Here is a 22,029-nt window from a genome sequence, read left to right on the forward strand (position 1 = left end):
CTAGTGCGTCGTCGCGGCGGCCTTCCGTCACCGCGTAGGCTGGACACATGAGTCAGACCCCAGGTGGCCCCGACGAGCCGGAGGAGCCGGAGAACCCCTTCAAGGGCACGCCCTTCGAAGCGTTCTTCGGGGGTTTCCCCATCGGCGGCGTCGGTGGCGGCCCCGGCGGCATGCCTGACCTGAGCCAGATCTTCGGTCAGATCCAGTCGCTGCTACAGCCCTATGACGGCCCGCTGAACTGGGACGTCGCGATGGACCTCGCCCGCAAGGTCGCCGCATCCACACCCGACCCGACACCTTCCCAGAAGCAGAAGGACGCGGTCGCCGACGCGATCCAGCTCGCGGACCACTGGCTGGAGGAGACCACCTCCTTCGCCACCGGCGTGAAGTCCGCGACCGCCTGGTCGAAGGCGGAGTGGCTGGTCAACACGCTGGACGCGTGGAAGCCGCTGATCGAGCCGGTCGCGGCCTCGACCGCGGCCGCGATGAGCGGACAGCTCCCCGAGGACATGAAGGCCCAGATGGGCCCGATGATCGGGTTCGTCGGGAAGGCGATGGGCGCGTTGTACGCGAACCAGGCCGGCACCGGCCTCGGCCATCTCGCCGGTGAGGTGATCTCGGTCTCCGACATCGGCATCCCGCTGGCCGAGTCCGGCCAGGCCGCGCTGCTGCCGGTCAACGTCGAGCCTTTCGCCGAGGGCCTGGGGGTGAGCACCGACGACGTGCTCCTCTTCCTGGCGCTGCGCGAGGCCGCCCACCAGCGACTCTTCGCCGGGGTGCCGTGGCTGCGTGACCACGTGGTCTCCGCCGTCACCGACTACGCCCAGGGCGTGGAGCTCAACATGGAGGCGATGCAGCAGCGGATCGAGGAGCAGATGCGCGGCATCGACCTCTCCGCGATGCAGGACCCCTCGCAGCTGCAGAACATGTTCGAGGAGGGCATGTTCGAGGTGCCCGACTCGCCGGTGCAGAAGGCTGCTCTGGAGCGGCTCGAGATCGTGCTGGCGCTCGTCGAGGGCTGGGTAGACGAGGTCGTCGCCCTGGCCACCGCCGACAGGATGCCGGTCGCGGCGCAGCTCCAGGAGGCCGTACGCCGCCGCCGAGCCGCTGGTGGTCCTGCCGAGCAGACCTTCGCGACCCTGGTCGGCCTCGAGCTCCGTCCGCGGCGCCTGCGTGATGCGGCCGCGCTGTGGGGCTCGCTGCGCACCCGGCAGGGCATCGAGGCCCGCGACGGCGTCTGGATGTCGCCGGCGCTGCTGCCGACGTCGGCCGACCTTGACGATCCGCTCGGCTTCCGCGAGGGCGCCGAGGCTCCCGACGTCGAGTCGATCGATTTCGATGCGGAGCTCAAGAAGCTGCTCGGCGGAGACTCCGAGGAGTGAGCGAGCGCCAGCGAGCGAACCACGAACACCACACGCCGCCGCGTCCGTACTCTGGCGCTTGCGCAACGGAGGTGGCGGCGTGAGCCTGCACGCTGACGCGCTCGCAGTCCTGCGGGCGTGGGACGCTCCGTCGGCTCCGCAGGAGGCCTTGCGGCAGCGCTATGTCGCCCATCTCGAGACCGAGCCGGCCGGGGTCTTCAAGTCGTGCCTACCCAACCACCTGACGGCCTCGTGCGTGGTCCTCGCCGAGGATGGTTCCTCGGTGCTGCTGACCCATCACCGCAAGGCGCGGCGCTGGTTCCAGTTCGGCGGCCACCTCGAGCAGGACGACCCGACGCTGTGGGCGGCCGCCGCGCGCGAGCTGCGTGAGGAGTCCGGTGTCCCCGGCCTGGAGCCACTGCCTGGGGTGGTGCAGCTCTCCGAGCACCCGGTGCCCTTCTGCGCGCCCTCGGGCGACGTCCACCACCTCGACGTACGCTTCATGGCCATCGCCCCCTCCGGCGCGGTTCCGGAGGTGAGCGAGGAGTCGCTGGACGTGCGGTGGTGGCCGGTCGACGGCGTCCCCGACCCCGAGGACAACCTGATCGAGCTCATCAAGCTCGCCCAGGCGCGCCTCTAGCTCGCGAGCCCGCCGGGCTCGTCCCGAGGGCGGTGTGGGCGGTCGGTCGGCGGCTGGCGGCGAGAACGACGGGCGTCTCTCCGGCGTACCTGACGGTGTCACGGGTCAGATGACTCTGGTCGGCATACCCGTGTCGGACCGCGACCTCGGCCACTGGAAGACGGCCGAGATCAGCTGCGGCACGCTCGAAACGTACGACGCCTGCGGCCGCCTTCGGGGTGAGCCCGACAGTGCGCTGGAAGACGGTCGTGACGTAGCGGTGGCTCCAGCCGGTCTCTGCCACCAGGTCACGGATCCGCGCCTGTCCCCCGGACTCGGTGATCCGGTCCCACAACCAGGACACCAGTGGGTCGGTCTCGTCACCGGCTCGCGCCAGCAGCGCGGACTGGACCAGGGTGAACCGCTGCCGCCACGTACCGGCCTCGGCGAGCTGCTCCGAGAACGACGTCCCGAGCTCGGGGACGAGGTCGTCGACCGATACGACGCTGGCCGCCACCTCCCGGCCCGGGATGCCGAGCAGCCGGCTGACGCCGAGCGGCGTCAGGTACACCTGCACACACGCATGACTGCGGCCGGACCGGGTCGAAGCCGGCCCGGGCATGAAGCCGGAGAGGAACGAGCCGTACGTCCCCTCTCCCTGCCCCGCGCCGACCTCGACGACCTCGAACGGGTCGCCGAAGGAGAGCACGAGCGGCAGCAGCGTCCCGGCGGGCTGACGCCGCTCGAGCGGGGTGTCCGACCGCTCGCGGAACCCGACGACACCCGCCACCAGGCCCCGCAGGCCCGGGTGGGTGGGCAGTCGTACGAGCTCGCGGGTCACACCCGTCATGGACCGATCATCGCCGGTCGATTTCGTTCAAGCCAGCCGATTCGGTCGAAGCGCAGGCTGGGGGCATGCGAAAACTTGCGATCGTGGAGTTCCTGAGCGTCGACGGAGTCATGCAGGGGCTGGGCTCCCCCGACGAGGATCGGGACGGTGGTTTCGAGCACGGCGGCTGGGGTGCGCAGTTCGGCGCAGCCCTCGGAGAGGTCCTCCCGCCCGACGTCGGCGCGCAGACGTCGGCCTACCTGTTCGGCCGGCGCACCTACGAGAAGATGGCGGCCTTCTGGCCGAACCAGCCCGACACCGACCCGATGGCGGCGAGCCTCAACTCCACCCCGAAGTACGTCGCGACCCGCACACTCCGTGACCTGGACTGGACCGGCGCGACCGTGCTCGAGGGCGATGTCGTCGAGGCGGTGGGCGAGCTCAAGGCCGACGGCTCGGGCACGGTCGTCGTGCTCGGCAGCGGCGACCTCGTCCGTCAGCTGATGAGCGCCGAGCTGGTCGACGAGCTTCAGCTGTTCGTGCACCCGCTGCTCCTCGGCACCGGCAAGCGGCTCTTCGGCGACCTGCCGTCGCCGGGCTCGCTGCGGCTCGCGGACATCGCCTCGACGCGTCTCGGGACCGTGGCGCTCACCTACTCCGTGGGCCGGTCTGCCTCCTCGGCCTCTCCGGTGACGAGCGCGCAGGCCTCGGCCGTGTGACCGGGCGCGGGGCCGGTCGCCTTGCTGAGCAGGCGGCGTAGGGTGGCGCGTTCGTCGCCGTCGAGCCGGCCCAGCAGGTCGTTCTCGGCGGCGTCGACCCGGCGGCACAGCTCGGCCACCGCGCGCGTGCCCCGGTCGGTGGCGACGACCTGGCGCTGGCGGCGATCTGCCGGGTTGGGCCGGCGCTCGACCAGACCGGCCTCGACGAGGTCGTCGACCAGATAGGTCATCACCGTCTTGTCGATGCCGAGATTGCGGGCCAGCGCCAGCTGGCTCGGGTGGTCGCCGCCGACCACCGCGCACATCGTCTGGTAGCCGCGCGCCCCGTGCGGGAAGTCGCCGATCGCGTCGGTGACCCGTTGGCGGTAACCGCGCAGCAGGGCACCGAGGCCCCAGCCCAGGTCGTCGGCACCCTCCGCCTGCGTGGCGGCGTCGGTCTGCGGTTCGGCTCTGGTGGTCACGGGAACATCCTAGCAAATCGTTCTGTTGAACCAATCGTCTGTTTCGCATACGATCTTGTGGCGAACGATTCTTGGAGGAACGATCTCGATGACACTCGAGCTGGGCGTTGCACTCGACCCGGCGCTACCACCCGCCACGATGACGGCTCTCGCACAGCGTGCCGAGGAGACCGGCCTCGATCTGGTGGTGATCAACCCCGGCGACCTGGACCCGTGGACCACTGCGACCTGGCTGCTGGGCAGCACCAAGTCCATCCCGATCGGCGTCGCGCTGGCGCCCGTCGCCGCACCCGACCCGCGTGACCCGGACGCCGGCTACCCGAGCGTCGCCGGGCGGGCCCGGGACAGCCTCGGCCTGCTGGCCGGCGCCCGCCTGATCACGGACCCGAACGCATGGACGCTCGCACCTGCCGATCCCGTGCCCGACGACCTCAAGCGCTTGGCAGCCACGGAGCTCCCCGTCGTCGTCCCGGCCTCGACCGAGGCCGAGGTGGACCGGCTGGCTCGCCTGCTGATCGAGCACGGCGGTCCGCGGCCGACGGGGCCGCGGCGTACGTCCTCGGTGCGGGCGAAGCGACTCCCGGGCATCGCCTACGACGAGGTGCCCGCCTCGCTCGCCGAGACGGCCGTCGAGCCCGGCGACCCGGCCTACCGGGCGGTCCGCTCGACCTATCTGCGCGGCGGACGGCCCGGCCTCGTGCTGCGGCCGACGACCGCTGCCCAGGTGGCCGAGGCGCTGGCCTTCGCCGCCCGTCACCGGCATCTGCCGCTCGGCATCCGCAGCGGCGGCCACGGGGTCAGCGGCCGGTCGACGAACAACGGCGGGATGGTCATCGACGTGGGCGGGATGAACACGATCGAGGTCCTCGACACAGCGACCCGTCGCGTACGCATCGAGCCGGGGGCCACCTGGAAGCAGGTCGCGGTAGCGCTGGATCCCTACGGCTGGGCGCTGGGCTCGGGCGACTACGGCGGCGTAGGGGTCGGCGGGCTGGCGACCGCAGGCGGGATCGGCTTTCTCTCACGTAAGCACGGCCTCACCATCGACCACCTGGTCGCGGTCGAGATGGTGCTCGCCGACGGGTCGATCGTGCGCGCCGACCGCGAGGAGAACCCTGACCTGTTCTGGGGCGTCCGCGGCGCGGGCGCCAACCTGGGTGTCGTGACCGCCTTCGATTTCGAGGTGTACGAGGTCGCGGAGGTCGGCTCCGCGCAGCTCACGCTGGTGGTCCCCGACATCGAGGAGGCCCTGCTCCGGTTCGGGGAGGTCGCGGCCGCGGCACCGCGGGACACCACCGTCTTCCTGGTGACCGGTCACCCGCGCCCGGAGGGCTCGGTGATCCAGCTCTACGGCCTGGTCGACTCACCTGACCCGGACGTGATCCTGGAGCGGCTGACACCGTTCGCCTCGCTCGGGGCGCTGGTGCAGCAGCAGGTGGTCCTCGCCCGCTACACCGAGGTGATGAACCAGGCCCACGACGTCGGCTCCGACGGCCACCAGGGACATGGCGAGCCGCACGCGCGCTCCGGGCTGATCCCGGCCCTGACCAGCGAGTTCGCGCGCGACGCGGCGCAGCTGCTGCGTACCGGCGACGTCTACTTCTTCCAGCTGCGCACCATGGGCGGCGCGGTCGCCGACGTGGATCCCGCCGCCACCGCCTTCGCCCACCGCACCGCCGCATTCCAGATCACGGCGATGGGCGGGGGCACGGAGGCGCTGGATACGGCATGGTCTCTGGCGCAGCCCCATCTCGATGGGCTCTACCTCAGTTTCGAGACCACCCGATCCCCCGAGCGGGTCGCGGACGCGTTCCCGCCCGCGACCCTGGCCCGGCTGCGCGAGCTCAAGCAGCGCTTCGACCCGACCAACCTGTTCCGCGACAACTTCAACATCGACCTTTCGGAGATGCACCGATGACCGACTACGGCCACGACCTGCTGTTCGGCACCTTCGTCACCCCGTCCGCCCAGTCCCCGCAGAAGGTGGTCGACCTCGCCGTCACCGCCGACCGCGCCGGTCTGGATCTGGTGACGTTCCAGGACCACCCCTACCAGCCCGCGTTCCTCGACACCTGGACCCTGATCTCGTACGCCGCCGCGCGCACGTCCCGCGTCCACCTGGCCGGCAACGTCCACTCGCTCCCGCTGCGGCCGCCCGCGATGCTCGCCCGCTCCGTCGCCTCGCTCGACCGGCTCTCCGACGGCCGGATCGAGCTCGGCATCGGCGCCGGCGCGTTCTGGGACGGCATCGAGGCGATGGGCGGGAGGCGGCTCACCGCCGCTCAAGGGGTGACCGCGCTACGCGAGGCGGTCGGCATCATCCGCGAGGTCTGGGACGTCTCGACCCGCGGCGGCATCCACCTCGACGGCGAGTTCTACCAGGTCGACGGGGCCAAGCGCGGCCCCGAGCCGGCCCACGACATCCCGATCTGGGTCGGGTCCTACAAGCCGAAGATGCTGGAGCTCACCGGAGCGTACGCGGACGGCTGGCTGCCCACGCTGGAGTACATCGAGGGCGGACTGGACTCGGTGCCGGATCTCAACAACCGCATCGACGAGGCGGCCGTCGCGGCCGGGCGGGCGCCCGGTGACGTACGCCGCCTGCTCAACCTGATGAACGTCTCGTTCCAGCCGACCAGCCGGGCGCTCCTCAACGGGCCGGTGGACCAGTGGGTCGAGGATCTCGCCGGGCTGGTCCTGGAGTACGGGTTCTCGACGTTCCTGATCGGCGGCGACGACCCCGCGGTGGCCGAACGGTTCGCCGCCGAGGTCGCGCCGCAGGTGCGCGAGCTGGTCGCCCGGGAGCGCTAGTCGACGTCGTCGTCGTCCTCGCCTGGAGGGGCAGGAAGCCTGGCGGCGGCGGACCAGCCGGCCAGGTAGCCCTTGGCGCGCTCGGCCTGCGGATAACGGTCGACCCAGGCCCAGAACGCCTCGTTGTGTTTGGCCTCGAAGAGGTGGGCGAGCTCATGGACGAGCACGTAGTCGATGACCCAGCTCGGCATGCCGCGCAGCCGGTCGCTGAGCCGGATCGAACGGTCACCGGGGGTGCAGGAGCCCCAGCGGCTGTTCTGGTTGTCGACCCAGCGGACCGAGTCCGGCTTGGCCAGACCACCGAAGTACTGGTCGCTCAGAGCGGCCGAGCGCCGCATCAGGTCATCGTCGCTGGGCTTGCGCCGACGCTCGGCCTTCTCCAGGCGGGCGACCATCTGCTCGACCCACTCGGCCTCCTCGCGCTGCGACATCGCGGCCGGGATCATCACGATGATGCGGTCGCCATCACGGTAGGCAGAGACCGTACGCCGGCGCCGCTTGCTGCGCCGCACCTCGATCTCCGTCTCGTCCATGGGTCAAGAAACTACCTGTTCGCCCAGGCCAGCAGGCGGTCGCGCGGCCAGGTGTTGACGATCCGTTCCTCTTCGATACCCGCAGTTTCCGCTCGTTCGCACCCGAGAACGAGGAAGTCGAGCTGCCCCGGAGCGTGCGCGTCGGAGTCGATCGAGAAGAGGCAACCGATGTCACGAGCGAGCTCGAGGAGCTTCGTCGGCGGGTCTCTCCGCTCGGGTCGAGAGTTGATCTCGACCGCCACCTGATGCTCCGCGCACGCCTCGAAGACCTTGCGTGCATCGAACTGGCTTCCTGGTCGAGTGCCGCGGTTTCCGGTGACGAGCCGGCCGGTGCAGTGGCCGAGCACGTTCATCCGGGTCGTGGAGACCGCGGCGACCATCCGCCTCGTCATCTGCTCCTTGTCCATCTTGAGCTTGGAGTGGACGCTCGCGACCCGGAGCTCGAGCTTGTCGAGCATCTCGTCGGTCTGGTCGAGGCTGCCGTCGTCGAGGATGTCGACCTCGATCCCCTTCAGCAGGGTGAACCCGTGCCCGGCGAGGTGGTCGTTGACCGCATCGACCACACCGAGCTGGCGCTCCAGGCGGGCGACGCTGAGGCCGTTGGCCACGGTCAGCCGCGGGCTGTGGTCGGTGAGCACCAGGTAGTCGTGGCCCAGCTCGATCGCGGTGAAGGCCATCTCCTCGATCGGCGAGCCGCCGTCGGACCAGTCGGAGTGACTGTGCAGATCTCCCCGGATCCGGCTCCGGAGCCCCTCCCCCGCCCCGCCGGCAGTCAGCGGTCCACCATGGGCCCGCTCGGTGTCCTGCAACCGCTGCGGGATCTCGCCACGCGCGGCCTCGGAAATGACCTTGGCCGTGCTGGCACCGACCCCGCTCAGCTCGGTCAGCGTGCCCTCGTCGGCGCGGCGGCGTACCTCCTCCTCGGAGAGCGGAAGGATCGCCGCCGCAGCGGTGCGGAAGGCCTTCACCTTGTAGGTGTCCTCGCGGCCACGCTCGAGCAGGAACGCGATCCGACGCAGAGCCGCAACGGGGGACAACGCCTCACCTACCACATCTTCCTCCAACTATTTTCTCCTCCACAGCCGGTGGAGAACGCTTTTCCCAGGTCATGGTCGCGATTCAACCGATCATTCCGCACCCTCACACCCTGGTTACCCACAGGAAGGCGCGTGTCTTCCACCGACTTTCCCCAAGCAAAGCGGGGTTGTGCACACCTTGTCCACAGGGATCGCGGAGTGGGACGTTGACTGGCTCCCTCAACCTCTTTAGGTTCGATGTCAGTGGGACCCCCGGCGCCGCCGGACGGCCTTCGCAAGGGGAAGGCGAAGGACGATCCAGGCACCGGGGGTCCCTCCACGCTGTGCATCCTCCACCACCGTGGCGAGTGGCTTCGATACACCCTGGAAAGCCCCGAATCGCCCGGTATGACGCCAACACGCCGACACTCGCGCGATAGCCCGTGTTGCAGCCGCGAGCGCCGCGTGTCGTAGGGTCGAGTCGGCTCGCCTTGCGAGCTTCCGGCGGGCTTCCCCTGACACCCCCGTCGCGACGACCAGTTACATAGAAGCAAGGAGGCCGTCATGGCGGAGACCTGGAGCGGCGAGTTCTACTGCGTGAAGTGCAAGGAGAAGCGCGAGGCAACCGGTGAGATCCGGGTGAACGACAAGGGCACCAAGATGGCCAAGGCCGTCTGCCCCGTCTGCAGCACCAACCTCAACCGTATCTTGGGCAAGGCCTGACCACTCAGTTCATCCTGAGCCCATGCGGCGGCGCCCCGGCAAGTCCGGCGGCGCCGCTGCCACGTTTTGCCGAAGCGTCACCCCCGTCGACCGAAGCGTCACCTGGGTGCCAACTCGCCCGACGCACGTGACGCCTCGGCAGGTTATCCACAGGCCGTGTGGATTGTTGCTGCACGAATTCCAGCCCGGTGTGAGACTCCCGGCATGAGCACGCGCTACCGGATTCGGCCGGGGTATGTGGCCGTACGACGTGATGAGACCCGACTCCAGATCGGCATCGACCCCCCACGGCGGGCGATCGTGCAGGACGGCGTGGAGGTACGCCGCCTGCTGACCGACCTCGCCGCCGGCCGAGCGGTCGAGCCCGACCACCTGCCCGGGCGGCACGCGCTGCAGCAGCTCGGCAACGCGGGACTGCTGATGGACGTGGACGGCGGCGAGACTCCCGTACGCGTCGGCTTCGACGGCCCGCCGGCGATGGTCTCGGCGGCTCGGTCGCTGATCGGACCGACACCCCCGCCGGACGATCCCGGCGTCGTCGTGCTCCTCTCCGAGGGCCCGCTGGACCGTGACCGCGCCGACGAGATGGTGCGCGGCGGGCGGGCGCACCTCGTCGTCGAGAGCGGCCCCGACAGCTGGTCGGTCGGCCCGCTGGTCGTCCCCGGTGTCACGGCGTGCCTGCGATGTGTCGATGCGACCCTCGCCGAGGAAGACGACCGACGTGCCGTGGTGGTGAGCCAGCTCGTCGGCATCGAGGTGCCGACCGACGCGCTGCTGCAGTCGCTCGCGCTCTCCTGGGCCGTACGTGACGCCCGCACCTTCCTCGCCGGGCGCACACCTGCCTCGTGGTCGGCGTCGGTCGCCCTCACCCGTGATGGCGATCCCGTGGTCCGGCACTGGCTCCGACATCCCTACTGCGGCTGCGCCTGGGACCTGATCGCCTCGGCCGGGGCGACCGACGAACCGGCTTGACCTACAGCGGCGCCCTCCGGCACCCTTGCGGACATGGTCACGAAGAGCGCGCTGCGACGACGAGGCATGGGTCTCTGACCCCGCCCTCGCGTCAGCCTGCCCTCTTCACCTCCTAGGACCACTCTCGTGCACGAGCACATCCTTGCCCTGTCCGCACACCTGCACGACGCCGTCGTGACGTGCTTCGGCGACGCCTACGCCGGCATCGATCCCGAGCTCCGGCCGGCCACCCGACCCGAGTTCGGCCACCTGCAGTCCAACCTCCCGTTGCGACTCGCCGGTCCGCTCGGCCTCTCGCCACGGGACATCGGGAAGCGCCTCCTCGACGCCGTGGACACCAGCGGTCTGGGCACTCTCGAGCTCGCCGGTGCCGGGTTCCTCAACATCACCTGGTCCCCCGACATCCTCGAGGTGGCCGTCGGCGGCCTGCTCGCCGACCCGCAGCTGGGGGTGCCCGTCCCGGAGACCCCGAGACGGGTCGTCGTCGACTACTCCTCCCCGAACGTCGCCAAGCAGATGCACGTGGGCCACCTGCGTTCCACCGTCATCGGCGACTCCCTGGCCAGGGTGCTCGCCTATGCCGGCCACGACGTGGTGCGGCAGAACCATCTCGGCGACTGGGGCACGCAGTTCGGCATGCTGGTCGAGGAGCTGCTCGGCGAGGACCTCCGCGACCCGGCGGCCGTCGCCGACCTGGACATGAGCGCGCTGCTCGCCCTCTACCAGCGGGCGAAGGCGCGCTTCGACGACGACCCGGGCTTCGCCGACGCCGCTCGGCTCCGGGTGGTGGCGCTGCAGTCCGGCGACCCGACCACGCTCGCGCTGTGGCGGGCCCTGGTCGACGCTTCGATGGCCGAGTTCGATGCCATCTACAGCCGGCTCGGCGTACTCCTGACCGACGAGGACTTCGACGGCGAGAGCCGCTACAACCCGCAGCTGCCGGGGGTCGTCGACGATCTCGATGCGTTGGGACTGCTGACCGAGTCGGCCGGTGCCCTGGTCGTCTACCCCGACGGCTTCACGGGTCGCGACGGCGCACCGCTCCCGCTGATCGTGCGGAAGGCGGACGGCGGATTCGGGTACGCCGCCACCGACCTCGCCACGATCCGGCACCGCGTCGACGATCTGGCCGTCGACCGGATCGTCTACGTCGTCGACCATCGGCAGAGCCAGCACTTCGAGATGGTCTTCGCGGTGGCCCGGGCCGCGGGCTGGCTGCCCGACTCGGTCGAGGTCCAGCACGTCGGTTTCGGCACCGTGCTCGGTCCCGACGGCCGGCCGTTCAAGACCCGTTCGGGCGAGACGGTCTCGCTCACCGCGCTGCTGGACGCGGCGGAGGAAGCGGCGGCAGCCAGCTACGCGGCCCCCGAGGTGGCACCCCTGGTCGCGAACGCCGCGGTGAAGTACGCCGACCTCTCCAACCACCTGGCGCGGGACTACGTCTTCGACGTCGCCCGGATGTCGGCGACCACCGGCGAGACCGGTCCGTATCTGCAGTACGCCCACGCCCGGGTGTGCAGCATCCTCGCCCAGGCACCGCAACAGTCGTACGCGATCGGCCCCCTGTCCCACCCGGCCGAGCAGAGGCTCGCGCTGGAGCTGGCCGGCTTCGCGGCAGTGGTCACGAAGGTCGCCGACTCCTTGGAGCCGCACCACCTGACGGCGTACCTCTACGGCCTGGCCACCGCGCTGACCGGGTTCTACGAGAACTGCCCCGTGCTGAAGGCGGACGGAGAGGTCAGGCAGACCCGGCTCGCGTTGTGCGAGGCGACCCGGCGAGTGCTGTCACGAGGACTCAGGCTCCTCGGCATCGAGGCGCCTCGAAGGATGTGAGCTTCAGGCCCACCAGTCGGAGTCGAGCTTGGCTTCCATGGAGCGCACGTGACGACGCGAGCAGGCCTCGCAGAACGACTTGGTGCGCCCCCGCTCGACTGCGGTGGTCCATGCCAGGAGGCGGTGAGGATCGGCCTCGTAGCATCCGCAGAAATCGCAGGTCTTCATGGCTCAACGATAGGTCGAGATCCTGCGGTTCCGAGGGCGCAACACCGAAATTCTGGATCACCTGGGCGTCAAGGGCGGGTTACGTCCGGGACGGCAGCATGCACGCGGTGTCGAGGCCCAGCACGTGGTTGAGCCGGCCGAAGGCGAGCCACGAGCCGAGGCACATGCTCAGCTCGACGATCTCGGCATCGGTGTAGTGCGCCGACATCCGGTCCCAGAAGGCCTGGTCGATGCCGTGGTGGTCGCTCGCGTAGCGTTCCGCATACTCCGCGGCGAGTCGGGTGCGGTCATCGAAAGCGTCCGTCGTACGCCATTCCTCGACCGCCTCGGCGAACGACTCCTCGACCTTCTCCCCGTCACGTTCGGTGCGCCAGTCGAGGCAGAAGACGCACCCGTTGATCTGTGCGATCCGCAACCTGGCGGCCTCGAACTCGCGGAGCCCGAGCGTGGTGTGCTCGTAGACGGCGAGGGAGAGCCCGGCGGCGGCCGGGCCGATCCCGGGGACCATCTCGCCCCAGACGTACGCGATCGGGTCCTTGTCCTCGGGGACGTCGATGATCATGCGGTCACACCTTCCTGCGCGGTCGTGGCCGCGCCCAGCTTGCCGGTCGCCGGACGCAGAGGTACGTCGAGCGCGTCGTAGAGGCCAGGGCCTGCCTCGATGAGCCATTCGATCGCGCCGACGAGCCGGCCGACCGCCGTGGCGTTGCCACCGGCCGCCCGGTTGCCGGCCTTGTCGGTCGCCTCGACCGTGACCTCGATCCGCGGGTCGCCCTCGATGATCACCCGGTGGGCACCGTCACCGTCAGGAGGCGTCGGCCAGTGCGGGGCGCAGGAGGGGTGGATGCGGGTGACGTGCTCGACGACGATGAGCGGCTCGCCGCCGACGATCCCCTGCACCTCGAAACGTACGGCTCCCTGGGTGCCCTTCTCGAACTCCCCCATCGACGCGGTGCTCACCGTCTCGTCCAGCGGCAGCCGCTCGACGGTCTCGCGGATCTCGTCGAGCTCGACCTCGAGGCCACGGGCGATCAGCCGGACCTGGCCGCCCCACACCATCGTCGGCACGGTTGCCGCGAGCATCGGGGCGTCGTAGTCCATCGGCTGCCCCATCCCGACGAGATAGCGGACGGAGTCGGGCTGGTCGTAGGTGGAGTAGTCGAAGATCTCCTGGCATCGGACGACATCCACGGTGCTGCCCAGACCGCTGACGAGCAGCGGGAGCACGTCGTTCCCCCAGCCCGGGTCGACGCCGGAGACGAAGAGGGATCCCCCGCCCTCCGCGATCGCGGCCAGCACCGGGTCGCGCATCTCCGGCGGGGCGTTGCGCTGGTCGTAGAGCGCGTAGAGGGCGGGCGTGACGACCACGGCTCCGGTCCCGAGCGCGCGCACGATGTCGGCGAGCGCCTCGTCCGGGCGGATGTCGCCGGAGGCGGCGTAGATGATCGCCTGCGGGCGCGTCGCCAGCACCGCGTCGATGTCGTCGGTGGCCGCGACACCGAGGGCACGACCGACATTGCCGAGGTCGCCGGCGTCGCGACCGACCTTGTCGGGGCCATGGACGAGCACGCTCGACAGCGCGAGTCGTGGATGGGCGTCGACCGCCCGGATGGCGAGCTGACCGATGTTGCCTGTGCCCCACACGCATGCGGTGATCATGCGACCTCCCTGGTTGGCCCCGCTGAAGATTCTCCAGCCGAGGTTTTCGAAAACCGTGACACCCCCCTAGGGATACTAGAACATGTTCTAGGAATCAGTGATGGAAAAGGGAGGACATCAATGAGCACCACAGAACGAGACGACAGATCCACGCCCGCTTCACGCGGGCTGTCCCGCAGAGGGTTCGTGCTCGGCGCGAGCTCGCTGGCCGGTGTCGGAGTGCTGGGAGGAGCACTCGGCGCGACCCCGACCTGGGCGAGCGCGGCACCGGCATCGATCAGCCCCGGCGCGCAGGTGCCGGTGCTGGTCATCGGCACCGGCTACGGCGGCTCCGTCGCAGCTCTACGACTGGCCCAGGCGGGCATCGACGTCCACATGATCGAGATGGGCCAGGACTGGGCCGTCGCCGCGCCTGGGCCCGACGGCTTGATCCACCCGAAGGTCACCAGCCCCGACTACCGCTCGTTCTGGATGCGCACCAGGACCAAGGCACCGCTCAGCAACTTCCTGGGCTTCCCGATCGACAAGAACGTCCCGAAGTACGCCGGCATCCTCGACGCCGAGGACTTCGCCGGGATCTCCGTCTACCAGGGACGGGGTGTCGGCGGCGGCTCGCTCGTCAACGGCGGCATGGCCGTCACCCCGAAGCGGCAGAACTTCGCCTCCATCCTGCCCTCGGTGGACCCCGCCGAGATGTACGCCACCTACTACCCTCGCGCGAACGCCGCCCTCGGCGTCGGCATGGTCGATCCGGACTGGTTCGAGCGGACGTCCTACTACCAGTACTCCCGGGTCGGCCGGAAGCACGCCCAACGGTCGGGCTTCGCCTGGACGTTCGTCCCGGACGTCTACGACTGGGACTACATGATGGCCGAAGACGCCGGCACCGTCCCCAAGTCGGCGCTCGGCCAGGAGATCCTCTACGGGAACAACTACGGCAAGAGGACGCTGCCGAAGACCTATCTCGCCCAAGCCAAGACCACCGGCAAGGTCTCGATCTCCGCGCTGCACCGAGCCACCTCGGTGAGACCCTCCGCGACCGGCGGATACGACGTCGTCCTCGAGCAGATCAACACCGCCGGAGACGTCGTCGCCACCAAGACCGTCAACGCGGGCAAGGTCTTCTTCGCCGCCGGCAGCGTCGGCACCAGCAAGCTGCTGGTGAAGATGAAGGCGACCGGAGCGTTGCCGGCACTGAACAGCGAGGTCGGCCAGGGCTGGGGCGACAACGGCAACGTCATGGTCGGCCGCGCCAACCACATGTGGGACGCGACCGGCGACGTCCAGTCCACGATTCCGTGCTCGGGCATCGACAACTGGGACGCCGGCGGCGCCTTCGCCGAGGTCGCGCCGATCCCCGCCGGGCTCGAGACGTACGCGTCCTTCTATCTCGCGATCACCAAGACCCAGCGCCGGGCGGCGTTCAGCTACAACCCGACCACCGGCAACGTCGACCTGTCGTGGCAGACCGCCTGGAAGCAGGACTCCATCACGATGGCCAAGACCATCTTCGACAAGATCAACCGGACGGAAGGGACGATCTACCGGACCGACCTCTTCGGCACCTACAAGATCTGGGGCGACCACCTGACCTACCACCCTCTGGGTGGCGCGGTCCTGAACAAGGCCACGGACAACTACGGCCGGCTGCACGGTTACGACGGTCTCTACGTCATCGACGGCTCGCTCATCCCGGGCAACACGAGCGTCAACCCGTTCGTCACCATCACCGCCCTCGCGGAGCGGAACATCGAACGGATCATCGCCACCGACCTCTGATCAGGTCGGAAATGTAGGACCGGCCAGTCCGAGGGTTCCTCGGACTGGCCGGTCATCTTCCACACCCGCGATCAGAGGGGTGAGGTCTGGTGTCCCATCGGGGACTTACAGCGCGCGGGCAAGAGCCAGCTTCGCCTGGACGGCGGCTCGCTCGGCCTTGCGGCCCAGGCGAGCGGCCTTGACGAGGGCATGGCCTCGCCGCAGTTCACGCGCCTCTCCCAGGCGCGCGGACATTTGCGCGCGTGCCAGGTCTTCGTAAAGCAAGTTCATCTGAGTGCTCCGTACTCGGTTGGTGTTCATGTCTGGTGAGTTCTCCTGCTGGTCAGCGGGCTCCGGCGCCCATGGTCATCACGATCGTGTTCATAGCTGGTGCCTCTCGTCGTTGAAACGCTGGTCGTGCTTCGGTGCTCTTCGGTCGATCAGGCGGCGTCCTTACGGGGCCGGCCACGGGGCCGCTTGCGGGGGATCACCTTCCCCTGCAGGAGCAGCTGGCCGCCCCAGACGCCCCAGGGCTCACGCCGGTCCAGGGCGCTGGCAAGGCAGAGCGGCTGCACGGGGCAGGTCGCGCAGAGTGCCTTGGCGAACTCGACGTCCGCAGGGGACTCGGCGAACCACAGCTCGGGGTTGTTGGCCCGGCAGGGCAGCTGGTCCTCGTCGTAGCGGTTGGCGCGGTCGTGGAGAACGCCGAGGGTGACCTCGGGCTCGAGAATGCTGGTCATATGTACACCTCCTTGGTGACTGATCGCGGGTGATGAGAAACAGAAAGGCCGCGGATCCCGGGTTTCGGGTTCCGCGGCCTGGAGGCTGCTGTGACTACGTGGTTCTACGTAGTCGGACAGCTCCAGGCTCGAATCCCGTGGGACTTGACCTTGATGGCATCTGCCTGCGGGGACACGAGTCCCTCGAAGCGCATGCCGTAACCGGCGCCCGCAAAGGCACCGGCAGCCGGGGTGGACAGCTCGGGGTGGCCGCACGCGGACATGGCGATGCCATTGATCGGCGTCTGAATCGTGTTGATCTTCACTGGGGCCACCTCCTTCGGGGCTGTCGGGCGCGCCTCAACAGCGCGCGGTTTTACTTGATGAAGGAACAGTAACCGGCCGGGTATGTCGGCCGCAAACGATTAAACCGGTTGATTTCGAGGAATTTTCGTGAAGGCTTTTCAGCCGTTGGCGGCGATCACATCAAGGACTTCCGAGCCGTAGGTCTCCACCTTGCTGCGACCGATCCCGGCGATGCGCTGCAGATCCTGGAGCGTGCTCGGCTTCTGCTCGGCGATCTGCTCCAAGGTGGCGTCCGTGAAGATCACGAACGCCGGCTTGCGGGCGGCCTCAGCCGTCTCCTTGCGCCACTGCTTCAGCCGACCGTAGAGCTCCTCGTCGTAGGGGGCGTCACAGCCCTCGTGACGACCCATCCGCTTCTCGGCGGCTGACCCGAGCGGCCCGCCGCAGCTCTTGCACATCCGCGCCTTGCCCGAGCCGGGGCGCCGCGTCGGTGCCGCCGCCCGAGTCGGCAGCAGCGGGTCGAGGAACCGCGACGGCCGACGCCGCGCGGACTGGCCCGGCTGTCGCGCGAGCGCCCAGGACAGGGTCAGGTCGACCCGCGCCCGCGTCAGGCCGACGTAGAGCAGCCGGCGTTCCTCCTCGATCTCGGCCGCGGTCGGCTCCTCGCCTCGGAGGATGAACGGCATCGTGCCGTCCTGGAGGCCGACCAGGAACACCGAGTCCCACTCCAAGCCCTTGGCGGCGTGGAAGGTCGCCAGGGTCACTCCCGACGGCACCGGCGCATGCTGCTCGGCCGCGCGGCGGTCGAGGTCGGCGACGAGACCGGCGAGGTCGCCACCGGAGGCAGCGAAGGTGCGCGCCTGGTCGATCAGCGCCTGCCAGGACTCCCAGCGGTCGCGGGTCTGCCCGCGGCCCTCGGGCGGTTCGGAGGTCCAGCCCATCCCGGCCAGGATGCCGTGGACCGACTCCAGCAGCTCGTCGCCGAACACGGGGCCCTGGCCGCCTCGTGCCGCACCCCGGATCCGGGTCACCGCCTCGCGGACCTCGGGCCGGTCGAAGAACCTGGCAGCGCCGCGGAGGACATACGGGATCCGGCGCGCGGTGAGAGCGTCCTCGTAGGCCTCGGACTGAGCGTTGATCCGGAACAGGATCGCCATCTCGTGGTAGGGCTTGCCGGCCTGGTGCAGGCGCAGGATCTCGGCGGCGACCCCCTCCGCCTCGGCCACCTCGTCGGGCTGCTCGACGTGCTCGACGGCCGGACCGGCGTCACGCTGGGCCTGCAGCTGCACACCAGCGCTCGGCGTACCTTCCAGGATCTTGTTGGCGGCCTTCACGACCTGCGGCGAGGAGCGGTAGTTGCGGACCAGCTCGACCGAGGTGGTGCCGGTGTGCTTCTTCGGGAAGTCGCGCAGATAGGCGGCGTCAGCGCCGGCGAAGGTGTAGATCGTCTGCGCCGGGTCGCCGACGACGCAGATCTCGCTGCGCCCGCCCAGCCAGAGGTCGAGCAGCGCCGACTGCAGCGGCGAGACGTCCTGGAACTCGTCGACGGTGAACCACTTGTATTGCCGTCTGACCTGCGCGGCGACCCGCTCGTCGTGCTCGAGAAGACCGGCGGTCAGGAGCAGCACGTCCTCCATGTCCATGCGCGCCTGGGTGCGTTTGACGTCCTCGTAGGCAGCGTAGATGTGCCCCACCATCGACGGGTTCAGGCCGCCGACCTCCCGCCCGCGCGCCTCGGCCGACTTCGGGTAGTCGTCGGGGTGGACGTTGGAGACCTTCGACCACTCGATCTCCGAGGCGAGGTCACGTGCCTGGGCCTGGTCGACGTTGATCCGCTGGCGCTGGGCGGCAGCTCTGATCAGCGGGATCTTCGACTCGGTCAGGGTGGGCAGCTCGGTGCCGTAGACCTTGGGCCAGAAGAACCGGAGCTGACGCAGGGCCGCGGAGTGGAAGGTGCGCGCCTGGACCGCACCCGCGCCCATCGTGCGCAACCGCTGCCGCATCTCCCCCGCCGCCCGGGTGGTGAAGGTGACCGCGAGGACCTCCTGAGGCGCGTAGACCCCGGTGGCGACGCCATAGGCGATCCTGTGGGTGATCGCCCTGGTCTTGCCGGTGCCCGCACCCGCCAGCACCCGGACCGGACCCCGCAGGGCCTCGGCCACCCGGCGTTGCTCGGGGTCGAGGGCGGCGAGGAGGCTCTCGGGGGCCAGCGGTGTGGCCAGTGGACCGGCGGGGTTCAAGGCGGGAATGGCTCCTGGGCATGGGATCGTTAGGTCGGTGCGTCCAACACTATGGGGCGGCACCGACAGTGTGATGAGCAGTCTGACGAGGAGAGTCCATGAGCAGCTTCACGATGTACACCACCCCCTGGTGCGGATACTGCCAGCGGCTCAAGGGACAGCTCGGCCGTGAGGACATCACCTTCGACGAGGTCGACATCGAGCAGGTCCCCGAGGCCGCCCAGATCGTCGAGCAGGTCAACGGCGGCAACCAGACCGTCCCCACCCTCGTCTACTCCGACGGCACCGCGATGACCAACCCGTCGATCGCCCAGGTCAAGGCGAAGCTCGCCGAGCTGGCCTGACGCTCCCCTCGGGTCCCTGTCACCAGGAGCCGGGCAGCTCCCCGCCGTACCACGTCTCGACCAGCGACCGGCTGATCGAGACGCCGCTGGGCAGCTTGATCTCGCCGCTCTCCGCGACCGCGGCGAGCTCCGCGCGGGTGAACCAGCGCGCCTCCCGGATCTCGTCCTCGTCGACCGTGATGTCGGTCGACGACGCCCGCGCGAAATAGCCGAGCATCAGGCTGGCCGGCAACGGCCACGGCTGGTTGCCGAAGTAGTCGACCTCCCCGACGCGTACGCCGACCTCCTCGGCGACCTCGCGACGGACCGCGTCCTCGAGCGACTCCCCCGGCTCCACGAAGCCGGCAAGCGTGGAGTAGTTCGGTGCCGGCCAGCGGGTGTGGTTGCCGAGCAGGCAACGCTCCTCCGCGCTCCCGGGCTCGCCCGACGTCACCAGCATGATCACCGCCGGGTCGGTGCGCGGGAAGGTCAGGTGCCCTTCCGTGCAGGCCAGCTCGTGGCCGGCCGCGCGCGGCACGAGCGGGCCGCCGCACCGTGAGCAGAACCGGGTCGCCCGGTGCCACTCGGCCAGGCCGATCGCGTGCATCAGGAAGCTCGCGTCGGTCGTGTCGGCGAGCATCGCGCGGAAGAGTCCGCGCAGGTCCCGCCACGTCTCACCGGCCTCCTCGCGGCCGGTCAGCACCGCAAACCTGGCTCCCTCAGCGGTGTTGCCCAGGAGCACCCGGATCCCATCCGGGGAGTCCGCCGGCGTACGCCACCGCACCCCTGTCCCCGCCGATGACTCAGTGGCCGGCTCGACCCTGTTACCGGCGACCACGAGAACCCTCGTGGTCTCCTCCGACCAGGCTTTCTCGACCCAGCCGTCGTCGGTGCGCAGATGGCCCGAGCGATCATGAAGCTTCTGGGTGATTCGCAAATGGATGGGCAGTTTCGGGGAGTCCACCCGTCAGAGCCTAGGAGGTCGGTATATGTTCCGCCGCGTGGATCGGTTCTGGCGCATCGCCGCTGTCGTCTCCGTCGTGGCCGCACTCGCGATCAACGTCTACATCGCCTGGGGATCCAGCCTCTCGTTCATGTACGACGAGATCGGCACCGTCATCCACGGTCGGACCGTCCTCGGGCTCGACTCGCCGCAGCTGAACACACCCGGCTACTACCCCGGCTGGGGAGTGCTGCTGGCACCGTTGTGGCTGGTCACCTCGAATGTGTTCACGTTCTACAAGATGGCGATCGTCGTCGGTCTGGCGATCAGCATGCTCACCATCTGGCCGCTGGCCCGGGTCGCGGTGCGGCTCGGCGGCATCACCCCGGCGCAGGGCGTGGTCGCCGGCGCGATCGTGATGTCCCTACCACCACGGGCGATCCAGGCCGACTACATCCTCTCCGAGCGGCTGGTCACGCTGATCGTCGTCGTGGCCACCCTGGTCGCGTTCCGGCTCTGGGAGAGACCGACCTACCGCGGTGCACTCCTACTCAGCCTGCTCACCGGTCTCGCGCTCTTCTCGCACGCCCGGATGCAGGTCTTCGTCGCCGCGGTCGCGCTGTGGCTGGTCTGCCTCCTGGTAAGCAGCCTGCTGGCACGCACCTGGCGGGTCGCCCTCGTCTCCGTCGTCGGGCTGGTCGCCACCGGTCTGTTCGCCGTGGTCGCCAACAAGGCCGCGCTCTGGTTCCACGCACAGCTGGTGCCGTGGAAGTTCATCCAGGCGCAGGGCTTCTTCGAGAAGGTCTCCCAGGCCAATCCGAGGTTCTGGGTCAACACCTTCGCCGGTGAGGCCTGGACGCAGATGGTCGGCAGCTTCGGCATCGTGGTCGTCGGCCTGGTCGTGGTGACCGCGGTGTTCTGGAAGGAGCTCCGCTCGCGACAGGTGGGTCCGGCCGGATTCGTGCTGATCGCGGCTGGGTCGATGTATGTCCTCAGCTGCCTGAACTGGGGCACCGAAGGCTCGCTGTTCACCGCGGAATGGCGCCGCTTCGACTACTGGATCTACGGGCGCTACATCGACCCGTTCTTCACGGTCCTGATCCTGGCCGGGGTGTGCGCGGCCATCCAGGCCGTACGCTCCCGGGCGGTCCTCGTCTGGACCTGGGTGATCGTCGCCGGGATCTCGCTGGTGACCATCCTCGTCGTCGCCCCCGACGCGCCGACCTGGGCCTACACCACACCGGCGCACATCCCCGGTGCGATCCCGTGGTGGTGGGCGCTTCCGGACGGACAGTTCCCGCAGCCCGGGCCGATCCCGTCGTTCACCAACGACAACCGCTTCTGGTTGATCGCGACGCTGTGCTCGTTGATCCCGCTCGTCGTCTGGACCGTCCTCGCTGCCCTCCCGCGGCTGCGCACCCCGAAGGGCGACCGGCTCCGCTCCGTCGCCGTCACGGCGCTCGTCCTCGTGCTGGGCATCACCGCCTCCGCCGTCGCCGACGTCGCCTCCGACGAGTTCCACGACCGCTTCGACCACGTCACCCCGGTCGTCGACGACCTCCGCTCGATCCTCGCCGAGCACCCCGACGCAGTCGTCGCCTACGACAAGAACTGCCCCCGCCGCCCTTCGGCGATGAACTCCGAGCGCAACTGGTTGATGTGGTGGATGCTTCCGACCGTCGTCGATCGGGAGTGGGAGTGGGGAGACGACGTCGTCTTCTCCTGTCCCGAGGGCGAGCCGGCATTCGTCACCGGAGCGGTCATGCTGCGCGATCGCCCGTTCCCGTACGCCGCCGTCTGGATCATGCCGGGCGATCTGCTCGACTCGTTGCGGGAGTCTGGGGAGCTGCCTGATGTTGCTCGGACGGTTGAGTAGGGCGGCAAGGTGGGCTGGTCGTTCGGTCTGGTTTGGTCGTTCGGTCTGGCATCGGTCAGGGACGGTTCTTTCGGGGTTGGGGTTGGGCCGCCGACCCTCCTTCGAGGGTCTTCTCGATCTGTCCCGGAGTCAAGGACGGCCTGCGGCCGCCGGCTGACGC

At 69.4% G+C, this 22,029-nt stretch carries 23 protein-coding genes; 11 read left to right on the forward strand and 12 right to left on the reverse strand.

Annotated features, from left to right (window positions below):
- The first annotated feature begins 47 nt into the window (after positions 1–47).
- Positions 48–1,382 carry a zinc-dependent metalloprotease gene (locus WBG06_RS23425; protein WP_336739747.1) on the forward strand — a complete coding sequence of 445 codons (1,335 nt, stop codon included), beginning with the start codon at positions 48–50 and terminating at the stop codon, positions 1,380–1,382.
- 79 nt (positions 1,383–1,461) lie between these two features.
- The gene (locus tag WBG06_RS23430) at positions 1,462–2,001 is read left to right on the forward strand and encodes an NUDIX hydrolase (protein ID WP_336739749.1); all 540 of its coding nucleotides are present in this window, start codon (positions 1,462–1,464) and stop codon (positions 1,999–2,001) included.
- Here WBG06_RS23430 and WBG06_RS23435 read toward each other — a convergent pair.
- Complete coding sequence (locus tag WBG06_RS23435; RefSeq protein ID WP_336739751.1) at positions 1,976–2,830, reverse strand: helix-turn-helix domain-containing protein; 855 nt, start codon at positions 2,828–2,830, stop codon at positions 1,976–1,978. The genes WBG06_RS23430 and WBG06_RS23435 overlap by 26 nt on opposite strands.
- A 65-nt stretch (positions 2,831–2,895) precedes the next feature.
- On the opposite strand from WBG06_RS23435, the gene WBG06_RS23440 reads away from it, so the two are divergent.
- Positions 2,896–3,528 (forward strand): dihydrofolate reductase family protein, encoded by a 633-nt coding sequence (locus WBG06_RS23440; RefSeq protein WP_336739752.1) that lies wholly within the window; start codon positions 2,896–2,898, stop codon positions 3,526–3,528.
- On the opposite strand, the gene WBG06_RS23445 is transcribed toward WBG06_RS23440, so the two are convergent.
- A complete protein-coding gene (locus tag WBG06_RS23445) occupies positions 3,462–3,989 on the reverse strand; it encodes a MarR family winged helix-turn-helix transcriptional regulator (RefSeq protein WP_336739754.1) in 528 nt (175 codons plus the stop codon). The two genes, WBG06_RS23440 and WBG06_RS23445, sit on opposite strands and share 67 nt — an antisense overlap.
- A gap of 88 nt (positions 3,990–4,077) precedes the next feature.
- Between WBG06_RS23445 and WBG06_RS23450 the strand changes: the two genes are divergently transcribed.
- Positions 4,078–5,907 (forward strand): FAD-binding oxidoreductase, encoded by a 1,830-nt coding sequence (locus WBG06_RS23450; RefSeq protein WP_336739756.1) that lies wholly within the window; start codon positions 4,078–4,080, stop codon positions 5,905–5,907.
- Complete coding sequence (locus WBG06_RS23455) at positions 5,904–6,800, forward strand: LLM class flavin-dependent oxidoreductase (RefSeq protein WP_336739757.1); 897 nt, start codon at positions 5,904–5,906, stop codon at positions 6,798–6,800. Before WBG06_RS23450 ends, WBG06_RS23455 begins: the two co-directional genes overlap by 4 nt.
- Here the strand turns inward: WBG06_RS23455 and WBG06_RS23460 are convergent.
- On the reverse strand, positions 6,797–7,333 hold the full coding sequence (locus WBG06_RS23460) for a M48 metallopeptidase family protein (protein ID WP_336739759.1): 537 nt from the start codon (positions 7,331–7,333) through the stop codon (positions 6,797–6,799). The genes WBG06_RS23455 and WBG06_RS23460 overlap by 4 nt on opposite strands.
- Positions 7,334–7,344: 11 nt before the next feature.
- Positions 7,345–8,370 carry a PHP domain-containing protein gene (locus WBG06_RS23465; protein ID WP_336739761.1) on the reverse strand — a complete coding sequence of 342 codons (1,026 nt, stop codon included), beginning with the start codon at positions 8,368–8,370 and terminating at the stop codon, positions 7,345–7,347.
- Between the two features lie 543 nt (positions 8,371–8,913).
- On the opposite strand from WBG06_RS23465, the gene WBG06_RS23470 reads away from it, so the two are divergent.
- The 3 genes from WBG06_RS23470 to argS all read left to right on the forward strand — a co-directional run bounded on the left by WBG06_RS23470 (position 8,914) and on the right by argS (position 11,877).
- The gene (locus WBG06_RS23470) at positions 8,914–9,072 is read left to right on the forward strand and encodes a DUF5679 domain-containing protein (protein ID WP_091051197.1); all 159 of its coding nucleotides are present in this window, start codon (positions 8,914–8,916) and stop codon (positions 9,070–9,072) included.
- A 204-nt stretch (positions 9,073–9,276) separates the two neighbouring features.
- Positions 9,277–10,044 carry a hypothetical protein gene (locus WBG06_RS23475; RefSeq protein WP_336739765.1) on the forward strand — a complete coding sequence of 256 codons (768 nt, stop codon included), beginning with the start codon at positions 9,277–9,279 and terminating at the stop codon, positions 10,042–10,044.
- Between the two features lie 159 nt (positions 10,045–10,203).
- Positions 10,204–11,877 (forward strand): arginine--tRNA ligase, encoded by a 1,674-nt coding sequence (gene argS / locus WBG06_RS23480; RefSeq protein WP_336739790.1) that lies wholly within the window; start codon positions 10,204–10,206, stop codon positions 11,875–11,877.
- Positions 11,878–11,880: 3 nt separating this feature from the next.
- Here the strand turns inward: argS and WBG06_RS23485 are convergent, their stop codons facing one another.
- The 3 genes from WBG06_RS23485 to WBG06_RS23495 all read right to left on the reverse strand — a co-directional run bounded on the left by WBG06_RS23485 (position 11,881) and on the right by WBG06_RS23495 (position 13,704).
- The gene (locus tag WBG06_RS23485; protein WP_336739766.1) at positions 11,881–12,045 is read right to left on the reverse strand and encodes a hypothetical protein; all 165 of its coding nucleotides are present in this window, start codon (positions 12,043–12,045) and stop codon (positions 11,881–11,883) included.
- A 79-nt stretch (positions 12,046–12,124) separates the two neighbouring features.
- The gene (locus tag WBG06_RS23490; RefSeq protein WP_336739768.1) at positions 12,125–12,607 is read right to left on the reverse strand and encodes a carboxymuconolactone decarboxylase family protein; all 483 of its coding nucleotides are present in this window, start codon (positions 12,605–12,607) and stop codon (positions 12,125–12,127) included.
- Complete coding sequence (locus WBG06_RS23495; protein ID WP_336739770.1) at positions 12,604–13,704, reverse strand: NAD(P)H-dependent amine dehydrogenase family protein; 1,101 nt, start codon at positions 13,702–13,704, stop codon at positions 12,604–12,606. Before WBG06_RS23495 ends, WBG06_RS23490 begins: the two co-directional genes overlap by 4 nt.
- Positions 13,705–13,824: 120 nt before the next feature.
- Here WBG06_RS23495 and WBG06_RS23500 point away from each other — a divergent pair, with 120 nt between their 5' ends.
- The gene (locus WBG06_RS23500) at positions 13,825–15,483 is read left to right on the forward strand and encodes a GMC oxidoreductase (protein ID WP_336739772.1); all 1,659 of its coding nucleotides are present in this window, start codon (positions 13,825–13,827) and stop codon (positions 15,481–15,483) included.
- A gap of 105 nt (positions 15,484–15,588) precedes the next feature.
- Here the strand turns inward: WBG06_RS23500 and WBG06_RS23505 are convergent, their stop codons facing one another.
- From WBG06_RS23505 to WBG06_RS23520, 4 genes are all read right to left on the reverse strand, one after another.
- A complete protein-coding gene (locus WBG06_RS23505) occupies positions 15,589–15,753 on the reverse strand; it encodes a hypothetical protein (RefSeq protein WP_229788002.1) in 165 nt (54 codons plus the stop codon).
- A gap of 149 nt (positions 15,754–15,902) precedes the next feature.
- A complete protein-coding gene (locus tag WBG06_RS23510) occupies positions 15,903–16,202 on the reverse strand; it encodes a WhiB family transcriptional regulator (RefSeq protein ID WP_091051210.1) in 300 nt (99 codons plus the stop codon).
- 104 nt (positions 16,203–16,306) lie between these two features.
- The gene (locus tag WBG06_RS23515; RefSeq protein WP_336739775.1) at positions 16,307–16,507 is read right to left on the reverse strand and encodes a hypothetical protein; all 201 of its coding nucleotides are present in this window, start codon (positions 16,505–16,507) and stop codon (positions 16,307–16,309) included.
- 138 nt (positions 16,508–16,645) lie between these two features.
- The gene (locus WBG06_RS23520; RefSeq protein ID WP_336739776.1) at positions 16,646–18,727 is read right to left on the reverse strand and encodes an ATP-dependent DNA helicase UvrD2; all 2,082 of its coding nucleotides are present in this window, start codon (positions 18,725–18,727) and stop codon (positions 16,646–16,648) included.
- 98 nt (positions 18,728–18,825) lie between these two features.
- Here WBG06_RS23520 and WBG06_RS23525 point away from each other — a divergent pair, with 98 nt between their 5' ends.
- On the forward strand, positions 18,826–19,071 hold the full coding sequence (locus WBG06_RS23525; RefSeq protein WP_336739777.1) for a mycoredoxin: 246 nt from the start codon (positions 18,826–18,828) through the stop codon (positions 19,069–19,071).
- 19 nt (positions 19,072–19,090) lie between these two features.
- On the opposite strand, the gene nudC is transcribed toward WBG06_RS23525, so the two are convergent.
- A complete protein-coding gene (nudC, locus tag WBG06_RS23530) occupies positions 19,091–20,014 on the reverse strand; it encodes an NAD(+) diphosphatase (protein ID WP_336739779.1) in 924 nt (307 codons plus the stop codon).
- Between the two features lie 37 nt (positions 20,015–20,051).
- Here nudC and WBG06_RS23535 point away from each other — a divergent pair, with 37 nt between their 5' ends.
- Positions 20,052–21,869: a hypothetical protein gene (locus tag WBG06_RS23535; RefSeq protein WP_336739781.1), complete on the forward strand. Its 1,818-nt coding sequence runs from the start codon at positions 20,052–20,054 to the stop codon at positions 21,867–21,869.
- Positions 21,870–22,029 lie beyond the last annotated feature (160 nt).

The sequence above is a fragment of the Nocardioides sp. CCNWLW239 genome, from assembly GCF_037137035.1.
Taxonomy (GTDB): Bacteria; Actinomycetota; Actinomycetes; order Propionibacteriales; family Nocardioidaceae; genus Nocardioides.

Coding starts and splice junctions, on each gene's coding strand:
- WBG06_RS23425 (WP_336739747.1), top strand. CDS start 48: ATGAGTCAGACCCCAGGTGGCCCCGACGAGCCGGAGGAGCCGGAGAAC.
- WBG06_RS23435 (WP_336739751.1), bottom strand. CDS start 2,830: ATGACGGGTGTGACCCGCGAGCTCGTACGACTGCCCACCCACCCGGGC.
- WBG06_RS23440 (WP_336739752.1), top strand. CDS start 2,896: ATGCGAAAACTTGCGATCGTGGAGTTCCTGAGCGTCGACGGAGTCATG.
- WBG06_RS23450 (WP_336739756.1), top strand. CDS start 4,078: ATGACACTCGAGCTGGGCGTTGCACTCGACCCGGCGCTACCACCCGCC.
- WBG06_RS23455 (WP_336739757.1), top strand. CDS start 5,904: ATGACCGACTACGGCCACGACCTGCTGTTCGGCACCTTCGTCACCCCG.
- WBG06_RS23460 (WP_336739759.1), bottom strand. CDS start 7,333: ATGGACGAGACGGAGATCGAGGTGCGGCGCAGCAAGCGGCGCCGGCGT.
- WBG06_RS23470 (WP_091051197.1), top strand. CDS start 8,914: ATGGCGGAGACCTGGAGCGGCGAGTTCTACTGCGTGAAGTGCAAGGAG.
- WBG06_RS23475 (WP_336739765.1), top strand. CDS start 9,277: ATGAGCACGCGCTACCGGATTCGGCCGGGGTATGTGGCCGTACGACGT.
- WBG06_RS23485 (WP_336739766.1), bottom strand. CDS start 12,045: ATGAAGACCTGCGATTTCTGCGGATGCTACGAGGCCGATCCTCACCGC.
- WBG06_RS23490 (WP_336739768.1), bottom strand. CDS start 12,607: ATGATCATCGACGTCCCCGAGGACAAGGACCCGATCGCGTACGTCTGG.
- WBG06_RS23495 (WP_336739770.1), bottom strand. CDS start 13,704: ATGATCACCGCATGCGTGTGGGGCACAGGCAACATCGGTCAGCTCGCC.
- WBG06_RS23500 (WP_336739772.1), top strand. CDS start 13,825: ATGAGCACCACAGAACGAGACGACAGATCCACGCCCGCTTCACGCGGG.
- WBG06_RS23505 (WP_229788002.1), bottom strand. CDS start 15,753: ATGAACTTGCTTTACGAAGACCTGGCACGCGCGCAAATGTCCGCGCGC.
- WBG06_RS23510 (WP_091051210.1), bottom strand. CDS start 16,202: ATGACCAGCATTCTCGAGCCCGAGGTCACCCTCGGCGTTCTCCACGAC.
- WBG06_RS23525 (WP_336739777.1), top strand. CDS start 18,826: ATGAGCAGCTTCACGATGTACACCACCCCCTGGTGCGGATACTGCCAG.